Genomic DNA, 26,241 nt, shown 5'->3' on the forward strand with positions numbered 1-26,241 from the left:
TGTAGCGGATAGAACCGGCAAAGTGGCGGATAGCCCGGTTAAAGTAGTGGATAGAACCGGCAAAGCTGAAGGATAGCCCGGTTAAAGTAGTGGATAGGAACGGCAAAGTGAAGGATAGCCACACAAAATTGGCGGATAGCCCGGGCAGGAAGAAAACTGCTTCGATGAAATCGGTAGCCTCCTCCCCTTGTATAAAGTGCGGATACGCTCTAAGGTAATTATAAAGAAAGTGTAAAGTTCGGAGAAAATCGTTTTTTCCGTAGTAAGGTGAATGCAGGAGGAAAATGATGAAGGAAAAATTACTACTGATTGAGGATGATACAGCGATTGGGCGCATTGTGAAGGATACGCTAGAACAGGAGGGCTATTGTGTGACATGGGCTACTACGGGCCTTGAGGGACTGGAAGATTTTCAAACGCAACCTTTCGATTTAGTGCTAGTGGATTGGATGCTGCCAGAAATGGATGGGTTAACGGTTTGTCAAAATATCCGTTGGGAGAGTGATGTGCCAATCCTAATGATGAGTGCCCGCAAGGAAGATGCGGATAAGGTGGAGGGCTTGCAGGGGGCAGACGATTATATCGCTAAACCATTTAGCTTAGAAGAATTAAAGGCACGAGTTGCCTCTCATCTTAGACGCTGGCGACGCTACCACAAACAAGACGTGATAGAAGAGCATACTGCCTATGCGAATGGTTTAACAATAGATTGGCAACGACAAATAGTATGTGTTTATCAGCAAGAAATTGCATTAACTCAAAAGGAGTTTGCCCTTGTTAGGCTGCTAGCTAAAAATCCGAGTCAAACCTTTACAAAAGAAGAACTGTATCAGCATATTTGGCAGCAAGCAACGTTAGAGGACACTCATACTGTCACAGTGCATATCAAGGCATTGCGCGAAAAGCTCAAGGATTCTGTGAAAAACCCAAATTTCATTCAAACTGTGTGGGGTAAGGGCTACCGTTTTATTGGTGAACCATTATGAAAATAAAAGCGTGGTTACTAATTATGTTTTTTATTGTAATGGTCATACCCATAGTAGGAGCTTATAGCCTTTATGTGTGGATTAATGCTTATTACCAAGATAAAAATGTGGCGGAGTACTTTGACAAGTGGACAGAGCTAAATCAGGTAAAAGATGTCGTTGACAATCCAGTGCTTTATCAAAAAAATGCCGATTTTGAGGAGATAGAGGAACTTACCAATGAGAAGCTGGCGATTACCCTCTATACGAAATCTGGCTATGTTTTATATTCCTCCAACCCTTTGCTAACGGGCTATGTAGGGAAAGAGCGTATGTTAAATGGTTTATATGATTTACAGCAAGCATACAACGCCTTTACATACAAGGAGCCTGTATATCTAAAAGGTGATTTGCTTGGCATCTATGAAATTCAATTAATACGAACAGATTGGGTAAAGGGTGTAGAAAAGCGTTCATGGCTTGTCATCGCAAGCACGATCCTGTTGTTTCTTATCATTTATTTAACTGTCATCTTGTTGCTTCATCGGAAACTGAATCGGCCATTAGGTGAACTGATGCAGCACATGCGTCATTTTGCGAAAGGTCAGCATGTTAAATCAACTCTAAGCGTAAGAAAAGATGAGATTGGGGCACTCGCCAAAACATTTGAGGCGATGCAGGTTGAAATTGAAAAGACTCGGGCTTCCTTAAAAGCGGAACAACAGCAAAAAGAAATGATGATTGCAAGTATTTCCCATGATTTGAAAACACCCCTTACAGCCATCCAAGCCTATGCGGAATCTTTACAAAATAAAGGCTTATCAGAACAGCAGGTGGCAGAATATCAGCAGGTCATCGTTACGAAGGCAGATCGGATGAAGCATATGCTAGAGGATTTAATGATGTTTACCTTACTTCAATCAACGAACTATACATTAGAGCTCATTGCTGTGGATGGAGAAGAATTTTTTGACATGGCCTTGTCTGACTATGAACCGTTATGTGAGGAAGAAGGATTTACATTAAAAGTCTTCTGTGCCGTGGATGGACTCTATGCTGTGCATCCTAAACAACTTCAGCGTGTCATTGATAATTTATTGAGCAACGCCTGGCGTTATGGGGAAAAGGGGACAACAATAGGCTTAGCGGCAGTCAATGCTGGAAATGATCCCGAATGGGGCTTTGATTTCTTGAAGTCTGCTTTAAACAAGCAAGAAGGTATGTATATAATTGTGCAAAATCACGGAAGAGGCATACCACAACAGGACATTGTTAAATTATTCGAGCCAATGTATCAAGCAGATTATGCGAGATCAAAGGCTGGTGAACGAGGAACAGGACTAGGCTTAAATATTACAAAACAAATTATTGAAAAACATGGGGGTACTGTCGAACTGCTTTCTAGAGAGAACATTGGAACAGCGGTAATTTGCTGGCTACCACCTTATAAAGGAGTAAATGAATGATGAATTGGAAAAGATCTTGCCGAGCAGCAGGCTTAATTGCTGTTATGACATTTAGCTTGGTGGGCTGTAATTCAGAGGCAACTTATACACCTCAGGAAATTATCGACCAAGCCCTTCAAGAATCGAAAGAGCCACTCACTTATTATGGCGAATATACGTTAGATATGGGAGAGCTAGGTGGTAAAGCTCAAGTGAAGGAATGGGTAAAGGATAGCAATAGACGGATAGAAATGACAGGCGATAATGGTGAACATGTTATCACAGTCAAAAATGATGCTAAAGTGATTAGCTATGATGTCACTGAAAAAACAGCCTACACAATGGATTATTCACAACCCGAATTAGACAGCTTGCAATCACCTAAAGATCAGGTACAGCTTATTTTTAATATGGTTAAAGATACGCATGATATTAAGATAGCAGGAGAAGAGAAGGTTGCAGGTAGAGATACCTATAAAATCGTCGCAAAAACGAAGAATACGGAATCGTTATTCGGCGATATTGAAGCTTGGATTGATAAAAAGACTTGGCTGACATTAAAAATGAAGACAGATAGTGCAGGGACTCATATGCTCACTGAATATTCTAAGATTAATTTTGGTGAAAAAATAGATGCTCAACAATTTACACTAGATCTACCAAAGGATGTAACGATTCAGGAAATTAGCGGACAGGATACTTCTGAATCCGTTTCATTGGACGACGTAAAGCAGCAGCTTGAAAAGTTTTTATTAGTACCAGAAGTAAATGGTCTAACGTTAGACAACATATCCATGGTTAAAGGGATAGAGGAACGACCAGAATACTCTTTCGATTATGTTTTAGATGGAGAGCTAGCCTTTTTTGTCACGATTTTTAAAGCAGATGCTAGTGTTGCAGATATTGGTCCCATTTTAAATGAAAAAGAAATAGATATTCGAGGACAAAAAGGCACTGTTATGGATGGTGAAAATTTCCGTTCCCTTGCTTGGCAAGAAAACGGCTACCAATATAGTATGGTTGGGCAAAATCCAGAATTAACAGTTGAGGATCTTTTAAGCTATGCGCAACAAATGACCGTTGTACAATGAGGTGATACTATGAAAAAAGCGCAAGGACTAAAATGTCTGGCATTATTTTTATTTACCACTATTTTCTTATATGGGGTAGGAGAAACATATGAGGTGTCTTGGCTACAATTTCACTTTACGGGACAATATCAGGATGTAGGCTTTTATTTCAGTTTTACATCCCTCATTCCAATATTAATTGGATTGTTAATGGTGGGTCTATATGAATCATTGTTAAAAAGATTCATCTAAATAATTAGGAGCAGGATCAGAGTGGAGGATCCTGCTTTTTTATGGTAGAAATAGAATTAGTATATTACAATATTTATATAAAGAGGATATAATAGGAGGTTTCTTCAGTGGCTACATTTCTACATGGCTTTGCTCAACAACTCATTTTCCCCTTGTTTATGATTTTATGCTTTTATTTCACATTAACTTATTTTCATCATCTAAAGACAGGTGATGATCGTGGTATTAAGAACACAAAATGGGCTGCAGTGGTATGTTTAGCTTTCGCTTTGGTTGCACCAGCGCTTTATAATGTGATTACGTTTATGGTCATGATGAGGTAAAGTGATAATTTTGGCACAATACGTACATAATGTAAGGTAACAGGTTTAGTCCTTCTAAAATGAGGGAATATACATTCATCCTAGGATATTGTAGGTGGTACATATGTTTGACAATTTACTATTTCAGTTACCTTTTATTATTTTTATCGGTTTGTTTTCACAGTGGTTAGCATGGCGTTTTCGCATGCCTGCCATTGTCATTATGAGTATCGCTGGGCTAATTATTGGTCCATTTACAGGGTTAGTGTCTCCTAAAGAGACATTTGGCCCTATTTTTCATACCATTATTTCTCTGGCAGTTGCCGTTATATTATTTGAAGGAAGTTTAAGCCTTGATTTTCGAGAAATACGTGGCTTTAAGAAGTCCATATTGCGTATTTCCACAGTAGGGGCAGCCATCGCTTGGATTGCAGGCTCTACTGCCGCGCATTTTGTTGCAGGGCTATCATGGCCAGTCTCTTTTGTCATTGGTGGATTATTTATTGTGACAGGTCCAACCGTTATTTTGCCTTTATTGAGACAAGCAAAATTGAAGGAGCGACCAGCAGCTATCTTAAAGTGGGAAGGCATCGTTGTAGATCCTTTTGGCGCATTGTTAGCGCTATTTGCGTATCAGGTCGTTTTGGGTATATATCATTTAGAAGGTGGGACATCTCTTACCGTTTTCTTTGTTTCCGCCTTTTTAGCCGCCCTGTTAGGAGGGGTCGTCGGTTATGTAATGGGGCAATGCTTGGAGCGTGGTTTAATTCCAGAGTTTTTGAAATCACCTTTGTTACTTGCTACTATTTTACTTGTTTTTGCCCTAAGCGATGCCATCATGCACGAGACGGGCTTACTGGCTGTGACAGTGATGGGGCTTGTGATGGCAAATATGCATTTAACAAGCCATCATGAGCTGTTGCATTTTAAAGAAAATATTTCGGTTATTTTAATTTCAAGTGTCTTTATTATGCTGACGTCGTCTTTAACCATCGATACGTTATGGCAAATCGTTGATTGGCGTATGCTACTATTCGTGCTAGCAATGATGTTTATTGTTCGACCGTTATCAATTTGGATTGCAACCATTAATACGGGCTTAACATTGGAAGAACGGGCCTTAATTGGGTGGATTGCACCGAGAGGGATTGTAGCATTAACCGTTTCAGGTTACTTTACAACGGCACTACAAGACGTAGGTTTTCAAAGTGCACAATTATTAACAGCGCTCACATTAGCACTTGTTTTTGCGACAGTGGTTGCCCATGGCTTTAGCATTGGCTGGCTTGCGAAAAAATTAGATCTACAAGCTTCCACTGGGAAAGGTATTGTGATTGTAGGCGCTTCTCCATTTACAACACAGCTTGCAACGTCCCTGCAAAATAACGGAATTGATGTGTTGATGATGGATCGTGCATGGGAAGATTTATCTGCTGCTCGACAAAATGGTATTAAGACGGAAACAGGTGATATTTTAAGCGAGCATACTGAGTTTTATGTTGATTTAACCCCATATGATCAACTAATTGTAGCAACAAAGCAGGACGCCTATAATGTCCTTGTTTGTGCAGACTTTGTTCCAGAATTAGGGCGTCTCAATATTTTTCAAACGGCTTTACATTCTACAGACCCTAAAAATTACTCACGGAAGTACGGGGGACAGCTTCTTGTCGATGCACAGCATGATATTCATCAGCTCAATGAACTGATAGAGCAAGGTGCACAACTTCGTCAAACGAAAATTACAGAAGTATTTACATGGAAGGATTATGTAGAACAAAATCCTCATGCCGTCTGGGTGTATGCTATAACACAGGATGGAGCTATCGTGTTGGATATGGTCAATAAATATGACGATATAAAACATGAACCACATACTATTATTAGTTTAATTCGCTAAAACCAGCCACCTGTTTGTGCAGGGCGGCTGGTTTTTTGATGCAAGAGAAAGGAGACTAGTTGACTGAAAATGACCATGCTTGGAATTAGTGTTCTGCCTGTTTTATACAAAACAAGAACAGCTAGCTTAAAGAGAGCAACTCCATATTCCGATGATGAATAATGGTAATCCCACCCCGAGAGAGCATTTAATTAGGAGATTTTTCTAACCCATTTCTACTAAAAATCGCAGTGTTAAATGGCTAGCCATACTTTCCTCCTCATTACGCAATCTGCTGTAAATGTGTCTTCTTAAAAGCGTCATCATATTTTAAACCATAGCCAAGTGCGCGATCTAAGAAAATATGTGCGAGCCAAATCAGGGCAGCCATCAGAGGTATTGATGTAGTCGTTAGCAAACCAATCACCATCAACATGGCAGGTAACACAAAACTATGCCCCATATTATAGAAAAGAGCGCCTATTTTCGTATTGATGAGATAGCCAACCATGGTGATGTCTGGGAGCAATAAAAACACAATAAAATAAAGCCATGGAAAATTTAGATGACCATAGAAAGAAGCTGTGATGATGAAAGCAAGGATATATTCGATTGAGATGATTTTACGTAGTGACATTTAACCACGACCTTCCAGTAAATTTTGATACATATCCTCAATGAGTAAGGCAATTTTTTCTTGATTTTCTTCAAATTGTCCGTCAGCCATTAACGTTTTTGTCAGTTGTAACGAATGAAGCGCATGCTGATAGAATCGTAGTTGCTGCTCAATTTGGGCAATCTTTGTGGAAAATAGCTGTACCGTTTCTTCATTACATGCTGTTGAAATAGGCTTTTGTTCGAGTGTCAGTAAATGTTTAATTTCTTGAAGCGTAAAGCCTAGCTGACGTAAAACGATAATAAATTTCATTGTATGTTCACACATGGCATCATACACACGGTAGCCATTGTCTTGTTTTTGCGGCTGTAAGAGTCCCTCTTTTTCATAGTAGCGAACGGTATCAGTTGTTAATTGAAATTTCTCGGCGAATTGTTTAATTTTCATGTAAGTACCTCCTAAATTCATCCTAACATTGGAGTATGCTCCAAGGTCAAGGTGCTTGAGGAAAAAATTTAAAAAAATGAAACGGTCATTCAGTGGCAGTCGTTTATAGTGTAAGAAGGGGAGGTGGACGGCATACTTGAGGAAATGATCGAAGAACATGCAGCACATTTATTACGTCTCGCCTATTTTTATGTAAAAAACCGACAAACCGCAGAGGATATTGTGCAAGAGGTCTTTATTAAATTTTCTCAGCGTGGTTATGAAGAACGCGGGCAGTTGCGTGCGTATTTATCCACTCTAACGATTAATCAAAGCAAGGATTATTTAAAAAGCTGGCATTATAAGAAATTACTATTACAAGAAAAAATATTTCCTATTCAGGGGAATAAACAACGAGATGAGCTTGTGGCAGCAGAGGAACGGTCTCACATTGGGGCAGCTATTTTAAAGCTTTCACTTACCTATCGGGAGCCTATTATCCTTTATTATTTTGAAGAAATGAAAATTCGTGATATTGCCCAGCTACTTGGCATTGCGGAGAATACGGTGAAAACAAGACTGAAGCGGGCAAGAGAAGCATTAAAGCCTCATCTAAAGCAGGAGGAATGGGAGGTGCTTAGACATGAATGAGATACAGAAGGAATTACTCAAAGTCGCTGGTGATATGACAGCAAGCAAAGAACGAGTCAAAAAACAAGTACTAAAACAGTCTATCAATAGAAGGAAGCCTTTTCGTTTCACTCTATTAACCATCCTACTGACACTTTGTGTGGTGGGGTTTATGATGGTGCAGCTTCTTACGAACGAAACAGAGCAAACAACCTCACTATTTCATGAAAGACAGCTTGAGCATTTCGAACGGATTAATCGGCTAATGTGGCCAGGGAAAGAGCAGGAATTTTATAAAGAGGAAGCCTATCTATCGTATGAGAAGCTCGTTGCCGCCTACTATTTTGCGAAATCATTAGGGATTGATTATTCTAAGGCAGAGCTAGAGGCGGAGAGAAAGAAGCAGGTAGAACAGTTGGAAATGCTTTATCAAGCATCTGAATACGAAGCACTATTTCAGGGATTAGCACCGAAACAGTATGTTGAAACATATCTCGAGCCCCTACTGCCGATGTATACAACGCGAACAAAGCTATATGCCTTCTATAAAGAAAAATATCCAACTTTTTATGCTTACCAAGAAGTAGCCAATATTGATGCCAAACGATATTTCCAAGCGCATTATACTGATCAGGCAACAGCCTTTCAAGAGGAGCATAAAATCGTAATACGGACCAGTTCACATGGCTCTTCAATGGTTGGAACAGTTGCAAAGGTTGAAGCGAATGTTTTCTTATTTATTGAAGGAGTGATTCCCGAGGACCTTGATCATATGACGGAAGAACAGCTTGCTGAAAAATATGAACAGGCCAATTGGTATCCTGTGCTGGATGATTTTCCTGTCAAGCAGGGGGATTATATTACTTTAACTTCTATGGGAACAGGCAGTATAGAGGAAAACGGGGTCGTAAGAAATTATGGTTTATTATCTAAACTGGAAAAGCTAGAGCCAACCATTACAAAAAAGCTTGAGCTAGAAAATGACAAAGAGGTCGCTCAGTTTTTACAGGATATCCCTTGGCAGCCCGCAAATTATATGAAAAGGCCACCCGAATATTCATTTGAAGTAGAAGGCGTCCGTATTGAAATGTGGAAGGGCTATGGGGGTTCAATTTATCTCCAAAAGGCTGGAAGCGGAGAAATTCACCTTAGTGCCAACAGAGCGAAGGCATTAATAGCCATCCTAGGCATAGAAGAATCTTAACAAGTCTCTTGAAAGAGGCTTGTTTTTTGTTTAGGGGAAAATTATAGTGAAAGTACCATGTTAAAATAACCTTTAATTGAATGTAGGAAAAAATACACAGTGATTTTCTTTATTAGGCCGAATTACTTAATGTCGAAAAAATAAATGAGTCCAAAGAATTGTAATATTTTAAGGTCAAAGGTAGTATTAAAGAAGTAAGGATGAAGAAAAGGAGGGGCGGTATGAACGCACAAGAATTTGAAGAACTATGGATTACGCTTAATGAGTTATATAATGCGGATCGTTTTTTAGAATATATAGAAATAAGTAGTGCCGCAATTGAAAGTGCCATTAAGCTTGAAATGTATGATAAGGCTATCCTTCTATTACGTTATAGCTGTGCCAGTTATTTTCAAACGGGTGATTTACAGCTTTCTATAAGTGTCCTTGAACAATATCGTGAGCTAACTTTTCAACATGGCAACGATATTGATGTAATTCAATATTACAATTTAGCAGCCATTTATTGGGGAACATTTGGTCATTTAAAGAAATCAGAAGAGTTGATGCTGAAAGGCTTAAAAATTGCTGAAGCAATTCAGCACGTGGAGAGCATGGGGAAAATCTATAACAATCTGAGCGACTTAGAAATATCCATGGGAAGCTATCGGACAGCTAAGGAATTTGCCTTAAAGAGTTTATATTATGCGAATGCGTTTGAAATAAAGCATAAAGAGCCTTATACAGGGATTATCCATCCGAAGACAAACCTAGCTGTTGCACTTATTTGGCTTGAAGAATTTGAGGAAGCCAATACGATATTACAAGAATTAATGGCAACGATTCATCATCCACCCTATTCGAAAGTACAACTTGAGGTACTCAATGCCTATGCCTTCCTGTGTGAAAGACAGGGACGTATAAGTGAGGCCATAGATTTATATCAAAAGACAAAGCATTATGCTTTACAAAACAATGACCTTTCTTTACTTCAACTAATTTATAATTCTTTAGTGAAGCTAATTGAGGAGCAAGGCAATAAAATTGTATTATGTGCGATACAAAAGGAATATATAAATATTTTGTTAGAAATCCAGCGTGAAAACTATTCACATGTATTGTTTGAAATGGAATATAACGATCATAAGAAGCAGTTTGAAAAAAATGCCTATATTGATCCTCTGACGAATATTTACAATCGTCGCTATTTTGATGAACAGGCCAAAAAGATGGTCGAAAAGGCGACTGAAAATCATCAGCAATTGGCCCTGATGATGGTGGATTTAGACCATTTTAAAGAAATCAATGACATGAATGGCCATTTATTTGGCGATGATGCTTTGACGAATACAGCCAAAACTTTACAGGACTATTTTCAGCCCTTTGATTCCATTGTTGCCCGTTTTGGTGGGGATGAATTCATTGTGTTGAGTCAAGTAAAGGAAGGTGAATCAGTGCAAACATTGGCTGACAACCTGTATCAAACCTTAGCGGCACTGTCACTAACAGTGAATAATCAAACGGTTCAGTTGGAATTTAGTATAGGTGTCAGTACGAATGATCATGGCAAAATTCAGAAAGTAGAGGAGCTTATCCAGCATGCGGATGAAGCGCTCTATAAATCAAAGCGTAACGGCCGCAACCAAATTACGCACTATAATCATTATTGCGATGTGGGAAATGGTATTTAAAAGAGAGAGAGGCATATCTACGCGGAAAGTGCCTCTTTCGTAAACGTGTTGCTAGTGTGATGGATTAAGCAAGCCATAAAACACAATATCTTCAAAAGTCCCATTTTTATAAATATGCTCCTTTAAGGTTCCCTCATAGTGCATGCCACATTTCTCCATAATTTTCCCAGAGGCGGGATTAGATTGGAAATACCGGGCATAAATACGATGATACTGTTTCACCTGAAATGCAAATTCAATCATCGCTTGAGCAGCCTCTGTTCCGTAGCCATTACCCCAATAGGGCTCTCCAATCCAATAAGCGATTTCTCCTCTTTGATGTTGGGATTGATTTGACAGTCCTATCGCTCCATATAATTGTCCACTTTGTTTGTCTGTTATCGCAAATTCGTAACTTCGATTTTCCTCAAAGTTTTGTTGATGCGTGGAAATCCATGATAATGCACATTCTAATGTATAAGGATAAGGTAAACTCAATGTGCTTTTATAGATCGCATAATTGTTACATAAAACACTTACTTCCTGTGCATCTGCATTCGTAAAAAGTCGAAGTATTAAACGTGTCGTTTCTATCGTCTTTTCGGTTGGCGAATAAATCATCGAATACCCCCTTTTCAATGGTTGGATTGATTGTAGCACAATAAAAAGTAAAGTAAACCAAATAATGGGTGTTATAACGCATCATGAATTGGAATAAAAATTTATTGAAAAACGATAAACTATATGATAAATTAAACAGGAGAATAAATAAAAGAGGTGCGTAAGATGAAACGAGAAACGCTCTTTTTAAAGATAGCTGTTTTTCTAATAGGTATACCCGTTCTTGCCTTATGTGTATGGGTGGTGCCTCGTGTTGCTTTGAATACAGTGGAGCATTCTCCCATTTTAACCATTGTTGCTTTAATTGGCGTCTATGCAACGGCTATTGCTTATTTTGTTGCGCTATTTACGACGATCAAACTATTAAGCTATATTGACCAAAACATTGCATTTTCAGAGCTGTCTGTCAAAGCTTTAATCAAGATCAAATATTGTGCAATTATTATTAGTAGTGTTTACGTGGTTGGCATGCCACTGATATACTATGCTGCGGAAGTAGACGATGCCCCAGGTCTTATCCTTATCGGAATGGTCATTATTTTTGCTTCCTTTGTCGTGGCAGTATTTGCTGCTGTGCTGCAAAAGCTTCTAAAAAATGCCATCGATATCAAATCAGAAAATGATCTAACGGTTTGAGGTGAATACAATGGCAATGATCATTAACATTGATGTAATGCTGGCGAAACGAAAAATGAGTGTTACAGAGCTTTCAGAAAAAGTTGGCATCACGATGGCGAACCTTTCGATTTTAAAAAACGGCAAGGCCAAAGCCATCCGCTTTTCAACATTAGAGGCTATTTGTGAGGCATTGGATTGCCAGCCTGGCGATATTTTGGAATATCGGAAGAACGAGGAACTACAAAAATAAGGATCTGCGTAAAGCAGATTCTTTTTTTTGTAGAAATTATTGCCAACAGAAGTAGTCCTATGCTAGGATAAAGAAAAGATATATCGACAGGCAGTCGGTCAATTATAAGGAGTTGTCTTATGAGAGAAATAAAAAAAGCGGAAGAACGCAGAAATGAAATATTAGATGCAGCGGATGAATTATTTGCACAGAAGGGATTTGATGGCACTAGTACGAGTAATATTTTGGAAAAAGTAGGCATTGCTCGAGGTACCCTCTATTATCACTTTAAATCTAAGGAAGACATTATGGATGCGCTCATTGAGCGTTATACAAGCACAATGCTCGCAAAGGCGAAAACCGTTGCAGCAGACAAGACTATAGCTGTAAATGAGCGGATATTGCGTGTTGTCATGGCATTGAATATGCAAAATGAACAGGGTGGACAGGAAATGATGGAGCATGTTCATAGACCGCAAAATGCCTTGATGCACCGTAAAATACAGCAAGTGGTCATCAATCAAGTGCCACCAATCCTTACTGCCATTATTCGGGAGGGCATTGAGCAAGGTATTTACCAAACGCCTTATCCCTATGAGTGTATGGAAATGATTATCGCTTATACCAATACGGTATTCGATGATGATCTCGTCTTGATGACAGATGAGGAAAGAGCTGCTCGTATTCCGGCATTGATTTTTAATATTGAACGAATGCTAGGGGTGGAAAGTGGTAGCTTATTGTATATGATGCAAATGTTTGGAAATAAAGGAGAAGGCAGTCCGAACTAAATATTTTAGGTCTTGTTAGATTTGATGGCGATTAACAATATACAAAGAGGTGACTTATGTATTGGAAAATTGTGCGAAATGATATGGCAAATAGCAAGCTAATTACAGGTATGACCATGCTATTTGTGGCGGTAGCAGCTTTACTTGTCACACTATCAGCAGTACTTATGGTCCATTTGACAAGCGCAATTGACACACTGATGAAACAAGCAGAAACGTCTCATTTTCTTCAGATGCATGCAGGGGAAATCGATAAAGTGCGGCTTACTGAATTTGCAGAGCAAAATAAATATGTAGATGAATATCAAATGAATGAATTTCTAAATGTGGAGGGCTCGAAGATCCATATTGCGGGTACCACATTGGCACATAGTGTGCAGGACAATGGTTTCAGCACACAAAGTGAGAAATTTGATTATTTACTTGATCTTGATGGTCATGTGATTGAAGTGGCAAATGGTGATATTTATGTACCTGTAAGCTATTGGAAGGACGGTATTGCTGACTTGGGGGATACTGTCATCGTTCAAGATCAAACCTTTACAATAGCTGGATTTCTAAGGGATTCACAGATGAACTCAATGCTGGCTTCCTCCAAACGCTTTCTTGTCAGTGAACAAGATTATGCAGCAATCCAGGAAGCGGGAACAGTTGAATATTTAATTGAGTTTCGTTTGAAAAATTTGGCGGATTTAAAGAATTTTGAAGAAGCCTATACAAGTGCAGGGTTAGAAGCAAATGGACCAACCATTACCTATAAGCTTTTTCAAATGCTGAATGCCATATCAGATGGGCTTATGATTACTGTTATCTTGCTCATCAGTGTCCTTGTAGTCGCTATTGCGTTTATGTGTATTCGATTTACATTGCTCACTAAAATTGAAGAGGATACTCGAGAAATCGGTGTGATGAAAGCAATTGGCCTACGAGTGGCAGATATTCAGAAAATGTATCTAGCCAAATATGGCGTTATAGCTGTGATTGGTTGTATGCTCGGTTTTGCCTGTTCCTTCTTCCTTCGAGATATTCTATTAGAAAATATCCGTCTGTTCATGGGAGAAACGGACAATGTTTCACTCATTTGGTTGTTCACAGGTCTGGGGTTGTTGCTCGTGTTTATCGTGATTATGGGCTATGTACAATCGGTACTGAAACAGTTTCGCAAGCTATCAGCCACGCAGGCTCTGCGCTTTGGCACAATGCAAGGAAAAGGGCAACATGCAAAATTATTGAACCTCAGCGCCAATAAAAGGCTACCGATTAATCTTTTCCTTGGCATAAAGGATGTGCTATCACGAAAAACACTTTATGCGACAATGCTCGCAGTATTAGTATTGGCAACATTTATTATCATCGTCCCTCAAAACTTACACAACACAATTGCAGCTAAAAGCTTTATTACGTATATGGGTATTGGGAACAGTGACATCCGAATTGATATCCCACAAGGCAAGCAAAATGAACAACAGGTTTCAGCGGTGATGGATAGGCTTGAGCATGACACAGCCATTAAGAATTACACTGTTTTGACAACAAAAAAATTCACAACGATTGCTGAGGACGGAACAGCGCAAAACCTAAAAATAGAGCTGGGTGACCATACGATTTTCCCCTTAGAATATGCACACGGAGAGGCTCCAGTTGCTCCTAATGAAGTGGCACTTTCGGTGCTCAATGCAGAGGAGCTTCAAAAAAAGGTTGGCGATAGTTTAGCAGTGGTCATTAATGGACAGAAGAAAAATTTGAGGATTAGCGGTATTTATTCAGATATTACCAATGGAGGCAAGACTGCGAAGGCAGCTTTCTCTGACCATTCTACGGATAGCATGTGGAGTGTCGTCTATAGTACGATGGCAGATCCATCTCTTGTTGCAGATAAAAGGGCGGAATATGCAAAAACCTTCTCATTTGCCAAAGTGTCAGGTATTGATGATTATATTTCTCAAACTTTTGGTACGACGATTCATGCCATCGAAAAGGCAGCTCGTGCAGCACTCGTCATTGCCTTATTGCTGTGTGTGCTCGTGACATTATTATTTATAAATATGCTGATTGCGAAGGATCAAGCGCCCATCGCTATCATGAAGGCATTGGGATTCACGAATGTCGATATAGCTACACAATATGCTGCACGTTCGATTTTTGTATTACTGCTTGCTATCTCGATGGGGACGTTGCTCGCAAACACGTTAGGTGAATATTTAACTAGTACGGTCATTGCCTCGTTCGGGGCGGCTTCCTTTGATTTTATGATTAATCCACTAGCAGCGTATGTTTTTTGCCCACTAGCGCTTACAAGCGTTGTTCTGCTAGCTACGCTATTTGGTACGTCAAGGGCAGGGCAGGTAAAAATTATTGAGCATATAAAGGAGTAGAACCTATGAATATCGTAAGTGGTGAGCAAATAGCAAAGACGTTTCAGGTAGGCAAAGAACAGCATCCCGTTTTACTGGATGTATCAGTTGCCATCAATCAAGGGGAGTTTATTTCCATCATGGGCCCATCAGGCTGTGGTAAATCGACACTGTTGTATGCCCTTAGCGGGATGGACAGTATTGATCAAGGTCAGGTCATCTTTGATGGAACGGATTTAACGACATTAAGTGACAAAGAACTGGCTGATTTGCGTAGAACGAAAATGGGCTTTGTCTTTCAGCAGCCGACCTTTCTAAAAAGCTTAAATATCCTCGATAATATCCTGTTACCTGCGATGCGTGATGAGCGAAAAAATGTCAGGGCCTTGACAGAAAGGGCACTACAGATCATGAACAAAATGGGGATTGCAGACTTGGCAAAGCGAGATATTACACAAGTGTCTGGTGGGCAGCTTCAACGGGCAGGCATCTGCCGCGCCTTGATTAGCAACCCGCAAGTGATCTTTGGAGATGAACCCACAGGCGCATTGAATTCAACGTCTGCACAGGAAATCATGGATTTATTAGCCTCCATCAATAGTGAAGGCACTACGGTGATGCTTGTGACCCATGATCCAAAGATTGCCGCAAGAACAGAGCGTATCCTTTTTATGTCTGATGGTGCTATCGTGAATGAATTGAGATTGCCTCGATTCACAGGCGCCGATTTAGACGATCGAATGGTCAAAGTTGTCTCTACTATGCAAAAAATAGGTATTTAGCTTGAAGAAATCCGTAATGATTTAAAAATTACGGATTTTTTTTGATAAAATGAATCGCATTCTTTACGGCGACCGTCAGTAGTGTAGAAAGTAGGTGAGGGCAATGATGGCTATTGAACAGATAATCGAGGAGCACGGTGATTACTTATTAAAGGTCGCCTATCTATATGTAAAAAATAAGGCAACGGCGGAGGACATCGTGCAGGATGTGTTCATCGCCTTTTATCAAAAGCAGGGACAGTTTCGTCAGGAAGCATCCTTACGTACATATTTAGTGAAAATGACGGTTAATCGAAGTCACGATTATTTACGAAGTTGGAAAAGTAAACGACTGACATTGTTTGAAAAGATCACGGGGCGCACAACAGCTATGACACCTGAAAAGGAGATGCTAGAGAAAACTGTAAAAAAAGAGCTGGTGGAGGCACTGTTTACATTATCAGTTGCCTATCGAGAGGTCTTGATTTTGTATTATTTTGAGGAGATGTCGACAGTGGAAATTGCACAGCTTGTACACTGTCCGGAAGCAACGATTCGCACAAGATTACAGCGAGCTCGTAAACAATTAGCAACAGCAATGGGTGACTTTGATTGGGAGGTGCTACGCCATGAATCAATTTAAAGAGGAACTATTAAAGGAGCTACAAGATGTCAAGCTCTCACAGCAGCGCAAACAAGTAATCGCGGAAAAAGCACGACGAAAAGTTCAACGTAAAGCAGATGGTCAATGGACGTATCGCATCGTGTTCGCAACCTTTACTATTTTTGTTATCGGTTTTAGCTATATCTTGACACAACAGAAGGGGCAACAGGGTTCAGGCCATCAGGCGGCTAGCCTACAGTCCGATAATTGGCATTGGTGGTCGCTATTTGCTTCGGATTATGTAAGAGGAATGATTTTACTGAGCATTTTTATAGGCGCTACATTTATTGTCAAACGCTATCTATTGAAAAGGGGGTATGGTTTACCTGTTTGTATTGAATGTGGGGAGAGTTGGTCTGAGAAGGATGCACGTAAATTATATCGCAAAAATAGTGAAATTGTGTGCCCTCATTGTGGACAAAAACAATATCGCACAAAAAAATCCATGCAAATCAGTGGTGTAATGACGATGCCAGTGCCACTGCTGATTATGCTACAGCATGTTTTCCATCATTTTGTTATCGGTCTCATTTTCTTTTTAGTGGGCATGTTCTTCTACCATTATCAAATTGCGCCATATGTGTTTAAGCTACAAGAGAAAGACCCGATGAATGAACCTTTATGGTAATGATTTTGGCAAGAAATTGCTAGGCTAATTAGCAATTTCTTTTTTTATTCTAAAATAGATTGACAATGGTTTTCATTTGCTTTATCTTTGTGTTAACTTATTTTTATTATTAGTTAACGCACAAGGGGAGGCTTTTTACATTGAAAAAAGGAAGTACATATCAATATGTGTTAGCAGCATTTGGGGCAGCAATAATCGCAGTTTTAGCACAGGTAACAATCCCACTACCACTTATCCCGATTACAGGTCAAACGTTAGCGGTTGGAATTATCGTGACGATTTTAGGGACAAGATTAGGCACGTTATCTGTTCTATTATATATTTTACTAGGGGCAGCAGGTTTACCTGTATTTAGCGGTATGTCAGGTGGACTAGGAATTTTAGTTGGTCCAACAGGTGGATATATTGTAGGCTTCCTTGCCACAGCCATTATTATGGGCTTATACTTAGATAAATTTGGTATTACATTTACTCAAGCTATTATTGCGAATATCATTGGGATGATTGTTACATTAGCGTTTGGGACAGTGTGGTTAAAAATTGTAGCAAATTATACATGGACAGCTGCCTTTATGGGTGGTGTTGCACCATTTATCGTGGTTGGTATCGTCAAAGCGGTACTTGCAGCATGGATTGGTGTGATCGTTCGGCGTCGCTTAGAAAGAGCGCACTTAATTGAAGCAATAGCATAGGACATGGGAGGAATTGTTTTGGCAACATTATGGACAGGTGGTAAGATTTACACGATGGCTCAGGTTGGTGAAACAGTGGATGCAGTCCTTGTTGAAGATGGAAAAATTGTGGCGACAGGCTCAGTGGAGAGCTTGTCGCCACTAGCTGCTTCTATCCAACATTTAGAGGGTAATATCATGTATCCAGGCTTTGTCGACAGCCATTTACATATTATTGGCTACGGAGAAAAACTCAAGCATCTTGATGTATCGGCAGTTACGAGTAAAGAGGCGTTACTTGTGAAGCTTCAGGAGCGAATGGCTCAGGCGTCAGCACATGAATGGGTCATTGCGATTGGACTAAATGAAAACCAATTTGAGGAGCCCGTTTTTCCGACCTTAGCAGAGCTAGATGCCCTTGGAGATGCTCATTTAATCATTAAACGGAGCTGTCATCATTTGATTCTAGCCAATTCCAAGGCACTCGCTTTTGCAGGAATTACAAATAGGACTCCTTCGCCAGAGGGGGGTGTCATTGACAAAGTAGATGGTCAGCTCACAGGGATCCTAAAGGATGCTGCATTGTATTTAATTGTTAACCAGATGCCACATATTACACCTGCTTATATTGAGGATGCACTGACAAAGGCGGTGACCTCATTGCAATCCTATGGTTTAGTAGGGGGACATTCAGAGGATTTAAGCTATTATGGACCGCCAAGCCAGCCGATTCAGGCTTATCGCAAAATAGTAGAGGCACAGCAATCCTTTAAGGTGCATGTATTACAGCATCATACAGTCTTTGAAGAGGTTGCGAAGATGGATTTAGTTTCCTCACCATTTTTGGAGTTTGGTGCGATGAAAATTTTTATTGATGGAGCCTTTGGAGGTCGTACGGCTGCACTACGTCAGCCTTACTGCGATGATTCGGACAATGCAGGGATGCTTATTCATACAACTGAGCAATTAACAAGCTATGTTCAGCTGGCACGTCAATATGGACAAACCGTTGCCGTGCATGCCATTGGGGATTTAGCAATCGACACGATTTTAGACGTTTTTGCGGCATATCCTCCTCAGGAAGGTCAGCTTGATCGCGTAATTCACTGTAGCTTAGTCGATGAGGAACTATTAGCCAAGCTAGCTGCATTACCAGTGGCAGTGGATATGCAGCCGCAGTTTGTACAGGGAGAATACCAAGCAGAGCTATCGAGACTTGGAGAGGAGCGCGCACAGGGCTTACATCCTTTAAAATCGCTTCTTGACAGAGGGCTGATTGTCGCAGGCGGCAGTGATGCGCCAATTGAAGTGCCAAACCCGTTGCATGGTATTTATGCGGCTGTCACTAGAAGAAATTTTGAGGAAACACATGATGGCTATAACCCTCATGAGAAAATTTCCCGATTTGAGGCAGTCCGTTTGTATACAGTAGGAGCGGCTGAAATCATTGGACAGCAATTGATGCGTGGCAAAATTGCAGAAGGCTTTGCTGCAGACTTTACGATTTTACAAGAAGACGTTTTTACGGTAGAGATGGAGCAGCTTCCACACATTCAAGTCGCATGTACGGTTGTGAATGGTCAGATAGTATATGAAAATCGCTGAGAAGGTTATCCTTCCCAGCGATTTTTTTATGGGACTATTGTTTGTCAGTTAATTGTTTTACTTGTTGTTCTAGGGTCGACACACGTTTTGATAAGTCCTCTACTTGCTGTTGCATGGTTGGTGGAGGAGACACAGGGGCAGTGGATTTCATTTTTTTGATCATATGGATCATTACGAAAAAGATCGCTAGAAACATACATAAAAGAACGGTTGTACTAATGATATCACCAAGGTTGAATTTCATGTTTGCGCTCCTTTCTGTAGCGGGTATCTAGTTATATACAGGGTAGCCTGCTAAAAAGTTTCAAAAAAATGGTGAATGTCACGATTAATACAAAAATTGACGCCTACTTTGGTGTAGAGGAGTGCTATTTTATTGGCTTCGAGGAATGGGTCATAGCAGTCAAAACATACGTTAGTAGTGAGCGATTTTAACAGCATGATAGGGGTGAGTATGTGCACAAGGCAGGACAAGTAATGCGACAGGCTGTCCATAATATTTATGTTTATCGATTCGATTATGTACAGGTTTTCGCATTAATTAGAATCTTTCAGTTTTTATTAATGATCCCTGTAACCTCTATCGTTTTGAAGCTCATGCTACGAGTAACAGGGTTTACACATATTACTGAGCAAAATTGGCAAAGCTTTGTGACGAATCCCTTTGTGATGATAATGATTTGTCTATTAATTTTGCTGTTTTTATTATTTGTATATTATGAGATGGGCTTTCTATTTCTCATGGCCTTTCATCAGCAACGAGGACTTCGCTACCGATTTCTTCCTTTATGGCAACAATTAAATCGCAAGGTTGTCTATTTTTTTAGTGTGCAAGTTCTATTTCTCATCGTCTATTTAGCACTATTAATGCCACTAGCTTCCTTTATGCTACCCCTTACATTGACTCAATCCATCTCCCTACCACATTTTCTAACTGAAGAAATCATGAGTAGTCGAGCGGGTAGGCTAGCATATGCTGCGGTGGCAAGCATCATCGTGATGATAGGTATTCGAAGCATCTTAACGTTACCCATCTTTACAATCCAGCCGAACATCTCTATTTTGCGTTCTTTTAAGCAAAGCTGGCGATTTTCCAAGCGTGGATTATTTGAACTAGTCGTGCTACTAGCTATGCTTTTAACAGGTCATCTGTTGATGATGCTTGGTATCACAGTGGTCGCTACGTTTCCCCTCTATTTAATTGAACGTTTAATGCCAAGTGCAGCCTTGGTTACGGCTGGGCTGACACTAGCCTTTTTAGAAATGGTCTTTGTGGTGCTATTTAGTTTATTACAGGCGATGTTTTCACAAGTTATGGTCGCCATCACGTATAATACGCTAGTTATAGGCAAAGTGAGCGGAACTACACATCGGAAGCGGCACTATAAGCCATTACTGTTGATCAGTGGCATTGTGTTTCTCGTATTAAGTATGATGAATATCAATTCATTAGAGAAAAGTGTCTATGCGCCAGATACCAAAATTATTGCCCACCGCGGCTATGTAGCAGGCAATGTAGAAAATACAATTAGTGGATTGGTGAGTGCAGCCAATGCGGGGGCAGATTTAATTGAAATCGACATTCAACAAACGGTGGATGGGGAATTCGTCGTCTTCCATGATCGAACATTACGAAGGTTAGCAGGTAAAAATGGTGTTATTGCGAATATGACCCTGAGCGAACTAAAAACGTTAACCATTCATCAAAATGGCTTTAGCGATAAAATTGCTTCATTAGATGATTGTATTGAAATTGCCAAAGCGTTAGATGTGGCGCTTCTAATCGAATTAAAGGTGCATGGTCAAGAAACAGAAGATGTTTTACCTAAATTAGTAGAGAAGCTACGAAAATACAAGGTGCTAGATTCCTATTATGTGCAATCCGCTGATGGACAGAAAATGACGCAATTAAAAAAATTGGTGCCGAATTTGCGAGTCGGTATTGTCTATGCACTCAATATTGGACCGATGGAGGAAAATGTTGATTTTATCGCACTGGAGGAATCCTGGGTAACGGAGCAGCTTATCCAAGAATTGAAGCAACATCCGACCGATTTATTTGTTTGGACACTCAATGACGACCGCTCCCTGCAAACCTTTATCGAAAAAAATGTCAGCGGCGTCATCACTGACCACCCCGACGTCGCCCGCGAGCTAAGAACCCAGCAAAGCGAAAACCAGTATTTCTTACAGCGCATCCTGAATCGTCTGAGATTTATCTTTTGATCGGGGGAGAATAAAATTGCGAAGAAGCGAATATCCAAAAGCAAAGCACCGCCATCTAGTAAATCGAATATTCAAGAGAAGTCGCTCGCAAATCGCTATCGCTCAAAATGAGGAAGCAAAGCTCTAGCCATAAAAATGGAGACAGTTTGTAACCTTTTTCGTGTGAACACGACTACTTTATTGAATTCGGGAAAATGAAGGAGATGCTTTTTGTATGAAAATGACGAAAGTCGTACCATTTGCTATGTCAGCATTATTATTAGGGGGCGCGATTGGAGCTCCAACTGCATCAGCGAACGAAGGAGAGGCTACTGTGATTAACGCAGAAACTTCGGAGCAACAAGTGCAGCCTATTTTTATTAAAGTGACAGGTACAGTTGAAAACGTAGAAGTACGTGAAAATGCCACATACTATACAGTGGTTGATGGTGACAATACAAATATTGTGATTGCCAATAAAGACTCATTAGTTTTTGACAATATGGGAAAAGAAGCCAAGCTTCAAAAAGGAGATAAGGTGTCAGCTTACTCATATGCCAAGAAGCCGATGCTTGCGATTTATCCACCACAATACAACCCAGAAGTAATCATTGTAGAAACAGAAGAAATGGGTAGCGTGGAAGTGGATTTCTTCAATAAAGATTTAGTGGATACTGAAAATAACCTCAAGTTAAATGTTGGGGAAGACACGAAGCTAGCAAGTGCTACTGGCAAAGCTGTGAAAGTGGACGATTTAAAAGAGCAACATTTAGTGGTGTTCTACACAATCGCAACGATGAGCATCCCTGCTCAAACACCGCCATCAAAAGTGATAGTATTAGATACAATTGAGAAGGAAGAGCCTGTTGAAGTGGATCCAGTTCCAACACCAGAACCAGCTCCAGTTGATTCAGCGGTTCAAGAAATTATCAATAAAGACTTTTACGAAGTAGATGGGACAAAAATGGTGCCGCTACGCTTAATCGCTGAAAAGCTAGGCTTTAAAGTAGAAGTAACGCCAAAAGGTGCCATTGTTTCAAAAGGAGCCCTTTCGTATACAATTACGCGAGGTCAAAAAGAATATGGTTATAATAAAGCGCTTCGCCAATTTAAAGTAGCCCCTGCTTTATTAGAATCTGGCAAAACATACGTACCTGTTGAATTTGTAGAGGAATTAACAAAATAATCTCGTCATCTCCCTTTATGGTTTCAACCATGAAGGGGGATTTTTTATGGGAAAAAATAGTTGTAGAAAAATATTTTAAAAAAGGTTTTAGAGAGCAGTTGGAGACAACTGAAATTGGTTTTTTGTGGAGTTTTCATTTTACGCTTAAGAGAAATAAGTGGCTTTAGAGAGAAAAAATCATACAGAAAATAAGATTCAGAGTATTGACAATTATTAAACTATTATTTAAAATTCAAAACAAATCCACATAAATACAGAAATAAAGTGTTGGATTTGTGGATTTTGTTGGATTTAACTTTGTGTTTGGAGTGATGATGTATGTCTCTTTCGTTTGAGGAACGTAAAAAAGTGATTTTAGATATTTTAGATTTAGAAGGAAAAGTGAAGGTAAGTGATGCAGAGCAGCTATTAAATGTATCAGGCGAGACTATACGTAGAGATATGGATCGATTGGAGAAGGAAGGGCTTCTACACAAAGTCTATGGGGGGGCTGTGAAGGCAAAGGAAAAGTATGAGAGGACCTTTGAACAGAAAACGTCACTTAACAATATAGAGAAGAGAAGGATTTGTAAGGCTGCTGCAAGTATTGTGGAAGACGGTGATGTTATCTTTATCGGTCATGGTACAACAGCCTATGAAATTGTTCGTTATTTAGGTGATAAGCCCAACGTCATTGTCGTCACAAATTCACTCCCAGTTCTATCATTAGCCGCAGAATGCTTTCAAGGGAAGGTGCTCTTTGCGGGAGGAGAATATGAACATCGACAAAAATTTATGGGAGGTCCATTAGCTGATTTATTTTTTAATCAACTAAAGGCAAATAAAGCCTTTGTTGCTGCAGGCGGAATTTCGTTAGCAGATGGTATTACCGACTATGATATTACGGGCGCAGCGATTTCAAAGAAATTAATAGAGCGGGCAGAAAATACGATTATTTTAGCAGACCATACGAAATTTGGTGTCTCTACATTTGCGCATATTTGTCATTTAGAGGACGTTTCGATGGTGATTACAGATCAAAAGAGCTCCACACAATGGCAGGAACGATTACAGCAGAAAAAAGTGGAATTATTCATTGCAGGTGAAATGTTGGATGACGTCAATGTATAGGAAGGTGGAAACTATGGACTATTTTGCAAATAAACAGGCAACCTTACAAAAATCAATTGACTGGTGGAATCCAGGAAAAACGAAACAGTGGCAAATCGATGGTGTTGATGTCGTTATCGGGAAACGAGAGGGCTATTATTTCTACGATGTGGATGGCAAAAAATTAATGAATGCGCATCTCAATGGCGGAACATATAACCTTGGCCATCGTAATCCAGAAGTCATTGCTGCATTAGTGGAAGGAACCAATTATTTTGACATTGGTAATCATCATTTTCCATCTACTGCACGTGCACAGTTAGCTGAAAAATTAGCAGCCTGCACACCAGAAGGCTTAACATATTCTATTTTCTCTAGTGGTGGAAGTGAAGCAATTGATGTGGCTCTAAAGTGTGCGCGTTATGCTACAAAACGTAAAAAAACGATTTCCATTAAAAATGGATATCATGGACACACAGGTCTTGCAGTTTCGCTTGGCAATGAACGCTATTCAAAACCATTTTTAAGTGAGGGCAGTCCCCATGAATTTGTGCACGTACCTTTCAATGATCTGGCGGCAATGGAACGAGAGCTTGCTAGAGGGGATGTAGCTAGCGTAATTATCGAGACTATTCCTGCGACATATGGTTTCCCCTTGCCCACTGCTAATTACTTGGCTGATGTCAAATCACTTTGTGAACGATACGGGGCATTATATATTGCAGATGAGGTGCAAACGGGCTTGATGAGAACAGGTAAGCTGTGGGGAATTGAGCATTATGGCGTGAAACCGGATATTCTGGTGACAGCAAAGGGGCTAAGTGGCGGTATCTATCCAATTGCAGCTACAGTGGTCAATGAACGAGCAGGCGGCTGGATGGAAGAAGATGGACTAGCCCATATTTCTACATTTGGTGGAGCAGAACTAGGTTGTGTAGTGGCGATGAAAGTATTAGAAATCTCCCAACGTCCTGAAGTAGTAAAGAATGTAGAATATGTTGCTCGTTATCTACGAAGTGGTTTAGAGCGTATTCAACAACAATATCCTGATTTCTTTGTGGGCATTCGTCAGCTTGGCGTTGTTATGGGCCTAGAATTTAATCATCCTGAAGGGGCTAAATATGTGATGAGCTCCTTGTACAAACATGGTGTATGGGCCATTTATTCAATGCTGGATACACGTGTGTTGCAATTTAAGCCAGGGCTATTATGTGATAAAGCGTACTGTGATGAATTGCTTGAAAAATGTGAGGCGGGCATAAAAGAAGCAGCGCAGCTTGTGAAATTTGCACGCTATTAAAGGAAAGAAAGCTTGTCAATTTAGTAAACAGGGGGTTTTCTAGATGGGTCAAATGGATTTCATAGATTTAGAATTGGTCCTTTCCAACTTTCATCAAGCAGCAAATGATGCATTAAAGGAGTTTAGTTGTTTACTAGAAGCATCTTGTAAAATGATTGATTATTCCGAAAATGCGACGTATCTCGTAGAAGATGGGCAGGGCAAAAAATATATTCTGAGGATCAGCCGACCAAATTACCATAAAAAAGAGGAGATCGAAGCGGAGATTGCCTGGTTAAACTCGCTCCATGAGCAATCTCCTATTGATGTATCACTACCGATGCGAGCAGATGACGGTGACTACGTACATGCTCATTCGTATAATGACACGATATATTATAGCACATTATTTACATTTTTGGAGGGTAATGCTCCTGATGAGAATAATGAAGATGACTTAATTCAGCAATTTGAAACATTAGGCGAAATTACAGCCATGTTCCATAAACACACAATCGAGCAGCATGATTATTACCAAGCCTTTCAGCGCATGACATGGGACTATGACACGATTCTAGGTCAATCTCCAAAATGGGCGAGATGGCAGGATGGACTAGGAATGACCCCTGCACGAATCGCTTTATATGAGGAAGCATCACATATCATTCAAAAGAAGCTTGAGGCATTTGGGAAAGATAAAACACGATTTGGTCTTATCCATGCGGATTTACGCTTAGCTAATTTACTCATCTATGGGGACGAAATTAAAGTGATTGATTTTGATGATTGTGGTTTTGGGTGGTTTTTATATGATTTAGCAACATCGGTGAGCTTTATTGAGCATATGCCTTATCTTGATGAGTTGATCGCTTCATGGGTTAAGGGCTATAGCAAAATTCGATTATTAACAGACGCAGAAAAAGAAATGATTCCAACTTTTATATTAATGAGAAGACTACAGCTTATTTCGTGGATTGGAAGTCGTGATAATGAGACAACGCGCTTACTTGGTGAAAATTACACGCTTCAGAGTGATGATTTAGTGAAAGCCTATGTAGAAAAGTATCAAGACTGTACCAACTAAATAACGATAAAAGGTGGC

The 26,241-nt window shown here is 39.9% G+C and carries 27 protein-coding genes; 23 read left to right on the plus strand and 4 right to left on the minus strand.

All coding sequences use genetic code 11. The annotated features are described in order from the left end of the window. Positions 1-287 precede the first annotated feature (287 nt). The 6 genes from EW028_RS03130 (at position 288) to EW028_RS03155 (ending at position 5,934) form a co-directional block, all read left to right on the plus strand. Complete coding sequence (locus EW028_RS03130; protein WP_054550906.1) at positions 288-986, plus strand: response regulator transcription factor; 699 nt, start codon at positions 288-290, stop codon at positions 984-986. Next, on the plus strand, positions 983-2,431 hold the full coding sequence (locus EW028_RS03135) for a HAMP domain-containing sensor histidine kinase (RefSeq protein WP_054550907.1): 1,449 nt from the start codon (positions 983-985) through the stop codon (positions 2,429-2,431). The genes EW028_RS03130 and EW028_RS03135 overlap by 4 nt, the downstream gene beginning before the upstream one ends. Then, positions 2,431-3,501 (plus strand): LolA family protein, encoded by a 1,071-nt coding sequence (locus tag EW028_RS03140; protein ID WP_131519863.1) that lies wholly within the window; start codon positions 2,431-2,433, stop codon positions 3,499-3,501. The genes EW028_RS03135 and EW028_RS03140 overlap by 1 nt, the downstream gene beginning before the upstream one ends. Positions 3,502-3,510: 9 nt before the next feature. Beyond that, positions 3,511-3,732: a hypothetical protein gene (locus tag EW028_RS03145; protein ID WP_004229062.1), complete on the plus strand. Its 222-nt coding sequence runs from the start codon at positions 3,511-3,513 to the stop codon at positions 3,730-3,732. A 107-nt stretch (positions 3,733-3,839) separates the two neighbouring features. Then, positions 3,840-4,055 carry a hypothetical protein gene (locus EW028_RS03150; RefSeq protein WP_048390387.1) on the plus strand — a complete coding sequence of 72 codons (216 nt, stop codon included), beginning with the start codon at positions 3,840-3,842 and terminating at the stop codon, positions 4,053-4,055. Between the two features lie 103 nt (positions 4,056-4,158). Further along, positions 4,159-5,934 carry a cation:proton antiporter gene (locus tag EW028_RS03155; protein WP_054550908.1) on the plus strand — a complete coding sequence of 592 codons (1,776 nt, stop codon included), beginning with the start codon at positions 4,159-4,161 and terminating at the stop codon, positions 5,932-5,934. Between the two features lie 262 nt (positions 5,935-6,196). Here the strand turns inward: EW028_RS03155 and EW028_RS03160 are convergent, their stop codons facing one another. Both EW028_RS03160 and EW028_RS03165 read right to left on the minus strand, forming a co-directional pair. Further along, a complete protein-coding gene (locus EW028_RS03160) occupies positions 6,197-6,550 on the minus strand; it encodes a DUF4260 domain-containing protein (RefSeq protein WP_048390391.1) in 354 nt (117 codons plus the stop codon). Beyond that, on the minus strand, positions 6,551-6,976 hold the full coding sequence (locus EW028_RS03165; RefSeq protein ID WP_048390393.1) for a MerR family transcriptional regulator: 426 nt from the start codon (positions 6,974-6,976) through the stop codon (positions 6,551-6,553). It lies immediately after the preceding gene. A gap of 123 nt (positions 6,977-7,099) precedes the next feature. On the opposite strand from EW028_RS03165, the gene EW028_RS03170 reads away from it, so the two are divergent. From EW028_RS03170 to EW028_RS03180, 3 genes are all read left to right on the plus strand, one after another. After that, entirely contained in the window at positions 7,100-7,606 is a 507-nt protein-coding gene (locus tag EW028_RS03170; protein ID WP_066037455.1) for a sigma-70 family RNA polymerase sigma factor, read from the plus strand. Beyond that, positions 7,599-8,789 (plus strand): hypothetical protein, encoded by a 1,191-nt coding sequence (locus tag EW028_RS03175; RefSeq protein WP_131519864.1) that lies wholly within the window; start codon positions 7,599-7,601, stop codon positions 8,787-8,789. The genes EW028_RS03170 and EW028_RS03175 overlap by 8 nt, the downstream gene beginning before the upstream one ends. Before the next feature lie 221 nt (positions 8,790-9,010). Beyond that, a complete protein-coding gene (locus tag EW028_RS03180) occupies positions 9,011-10,459 on the plus strand; it encodes a tetratricopeptide repeat-containing diguanylate cyclase (protein ID WP_131519865.1) in 1,449 nt (482 codons plus the stop codon). A 51-nt stretch (positions 10,460-10,510) separates the two neighbouring features. Here EW028_RS03180 and EW028_RS03185 read toward each other — a convergent pair whose 3' ends face one another. Further along, positions 10,511-11,059 carry a GNAT family N-acetyltransferase gene (locus tag EW028_RS03185; RefSeq protein ID WP_131519866.1) on the minus strand — a complete coding sequence of 183 codons (549 nt, stop codon included), beginning with the start codon at positions 11,057-11,059 and terminating at the stop codon, positions 10,511-10,513. A gap of 165 nt (positions 11,060-11,224) precedes the next feature. Here EW028_RS03185 and EW028_RS03190 point away from each other — a divergent pair, with 165 nt between their 5' ends. From EW028_RS03190 to EW028_RS03230, 9 genes are all read left to right on the plus strand, one after another. After that, complete coding sequence (locus tag EW028_RS03190; protein ID WP_048390401.1) at positions 11,225-11,695, plus strand: DUF2975 domain-containing protein; 471 nt, start codon at positions 11,225-11,227, stop codon at positions 11,693-11,695. A gap of 10 nt (positions 11,696-11,705) precedes the next feature. Continuing rightward, positions 11,706-11,927: a helix-turn-helix domain-containing protein gene (locus EW028_RS03195; protein ID WP_004229042.1), complete on the plus strand. Its 222-nt coding sequence runs from the start codon at positions 11,706-11,708 to the stop codon at positions 11,925-11,927. Positions 11,928-12,046: 119 nt separating this feature from the next. After that, on the plus strand, positions 12,047-12,697 hold the full coding sequence (locus EW028_RS03200) for a TetR/AcrR family transcriptional regulator (RefSeq protein WP_131519867.1): 651 nt from the start codon (positions 12,047-12,049) through the stop codon (positions 12,695-12,697). Between the two features lie 56 nt (positions 12,698-12,753). Further along, positions 12,754-15,072, plus strand: a complete 2,319-nt coding sequence (locus EW028_RS03205) for an ABC transporter permease (RefSeq protein ID WP_131519868.1) — start codon at positions 12,754-12,756, stop codon at positions 15,070-15,072. Positions 15,073-15,077: 5 nt separating this feature from the next. Further along, a complete protein-coding gene (locus EW028_RS03210; RefSeq protein WP_048390407.1) occupies positions 15,078-15,833 on the plus strand; it encodes an ABC transporter ATP-binding protein in 756 nt (251 codons plus the stop codon). A 103-nt stretch (positions 15,834-15,936) separates the two neighbouring features. Beyond that, the gene (locus EW028_RS03215; protein ID WP_004229035.1) at positions 15,937-16,455 is read left to right on the plus strand and encodes a sigma-70 family RNA polymerase sigma factor; all 519 of its coding nucleotides are present in this window, start codon (positions 15,937-15,939) and stop codon (positions 16,453-16,455) included. Next, complete coding sequence (locus EW028_RS03220) at positions 16,442-17,104, plus strand: TIGR04104 family putative zinc finger protein (RefSeq protein WP_131519869.1); 663 nt, start codon at positions 16,442-16,444, stop codon at positions 17,102-17,104. The genes EW028_RS03215 and EW028_RS03220 overlap by 14 nt, the downstream gene beginning before the upstream one ends. A gap of 140 nt (positions 17,105-17,244) precedes the next feature. Further along, complete coding sequence (locus EW028_RS03225; RefSeq protein ID WP_131519870.1) at positions 17,245-17,796, plus strand: biotin transporter BioY; 552 nt, start codon at positions 17,245-17,247, stop codon at positions 17,794-17,796. Between the two features lie 18 nt (positions 17,797-17,814). Beyond that, positions 17,815-19,380: an amidohydrolase gene (locus EW028_RS03230; protein ID WP_131519871.1), complete on the plus strand. Its 1,566-nt coding sequence runs from the start codon at positions 17,815-17,817 to the stop codon at positions 19,378-19,380. Positions 19,381-19,414: 34 nt separating this feature from the next. Here the strand turns inward: EW028_RS03230 and EW028_RS03235 are convergent, their stop codons facing one another. Then, complete coding sequence (locus EW028_RS03235; RefSeq protein WP_048390417.1) at positions 19,415-19,624, minus strand: hypothetical protein; 210 nt, start codon at positions 19,622-19,624, stop codon at positions 19,415-19,417. Positions 19,625-19,836: 212 nt separating this feature from the next. Between EW028_RS03235 and EW028_RS03240 the strand changes: the two genes are divergently transcribed. The 5 genes from EW028_RS03240 (at position 19,837) to EW028_RS03260 (ending at position 26,223) form a co-directional block, all read left to right on the plus strand. After that, positions 19,837-21,606, plus strand: coding sequence for a glycerophosphoryl diester phosphodiesterase membrane domain-containing protein (locus EW028_RS03240; RefSeq protein ID WP_131519872.1), 1,770 nt, complete (start codon positions 19,837-19,839; stop codon positions 21,604-21,606). A gap of 214 nt (positions 21,607-21,820) precedes the next feature. After that, complete coding sequence (locus EW028_RS03245; RefSeq protein ID WP_131519873.1) at positions 21,821-22,771, plus strand: stalk domain-containing protein; 951 nt, start codon at positions 21,821-21,823, stop codon at positions 22,769-22,771. A gap of 318 nt (positions 22,772-23,089) precedes the next feature. Then, positions 23,090-23,881, plus strand: a complete 792-nt coding sequence (locus EW028_RS03250; RefSeq protein ID WP_004229022.1) for a DeoR/GlpR family DNA-binding transcription regulator — start codon at positions 23,090-23,092, stop codon at positions 23,879-23,881. A 13-nt stretch (positions 23,882-23,894) separates the two neighbouring features. Further along, positions 23,895-25,160, plus strand: coding sequence for a class-III pyridoxal-phosphate-dependent aminotransferase (locus tag EW028_RS03255; RefSeq protein ID WP_004229019.1), 1,266 nt, complete (start codon positions 23,895-23,897; stop codon positions 25,158-25,160). Between the two features lie 43 nt (positions 25,161-25,203). Then, a complete protein-coding gene (locus EW028_RS03260) occupies positions 25,204-26,223 on the plus strand; it encodes a phosphotransferase enzyme family protein (protein ID WP_054550922.1) in 1,020 nt (339 codons plus the stop codon). Positions 26,224-26,241 lie beyond the last annotated feature (18 nt).

It is taken from the genome of Lysinibacillus sp. OL1, assembly GCF_004332175.1.
Classification (GTDB): domain Bacteria; phylum Bacillota; class Bacilli; order Bacillales_A; family Planococcaceae; genus Lysinibacillus; species Lysinibacillus capsici.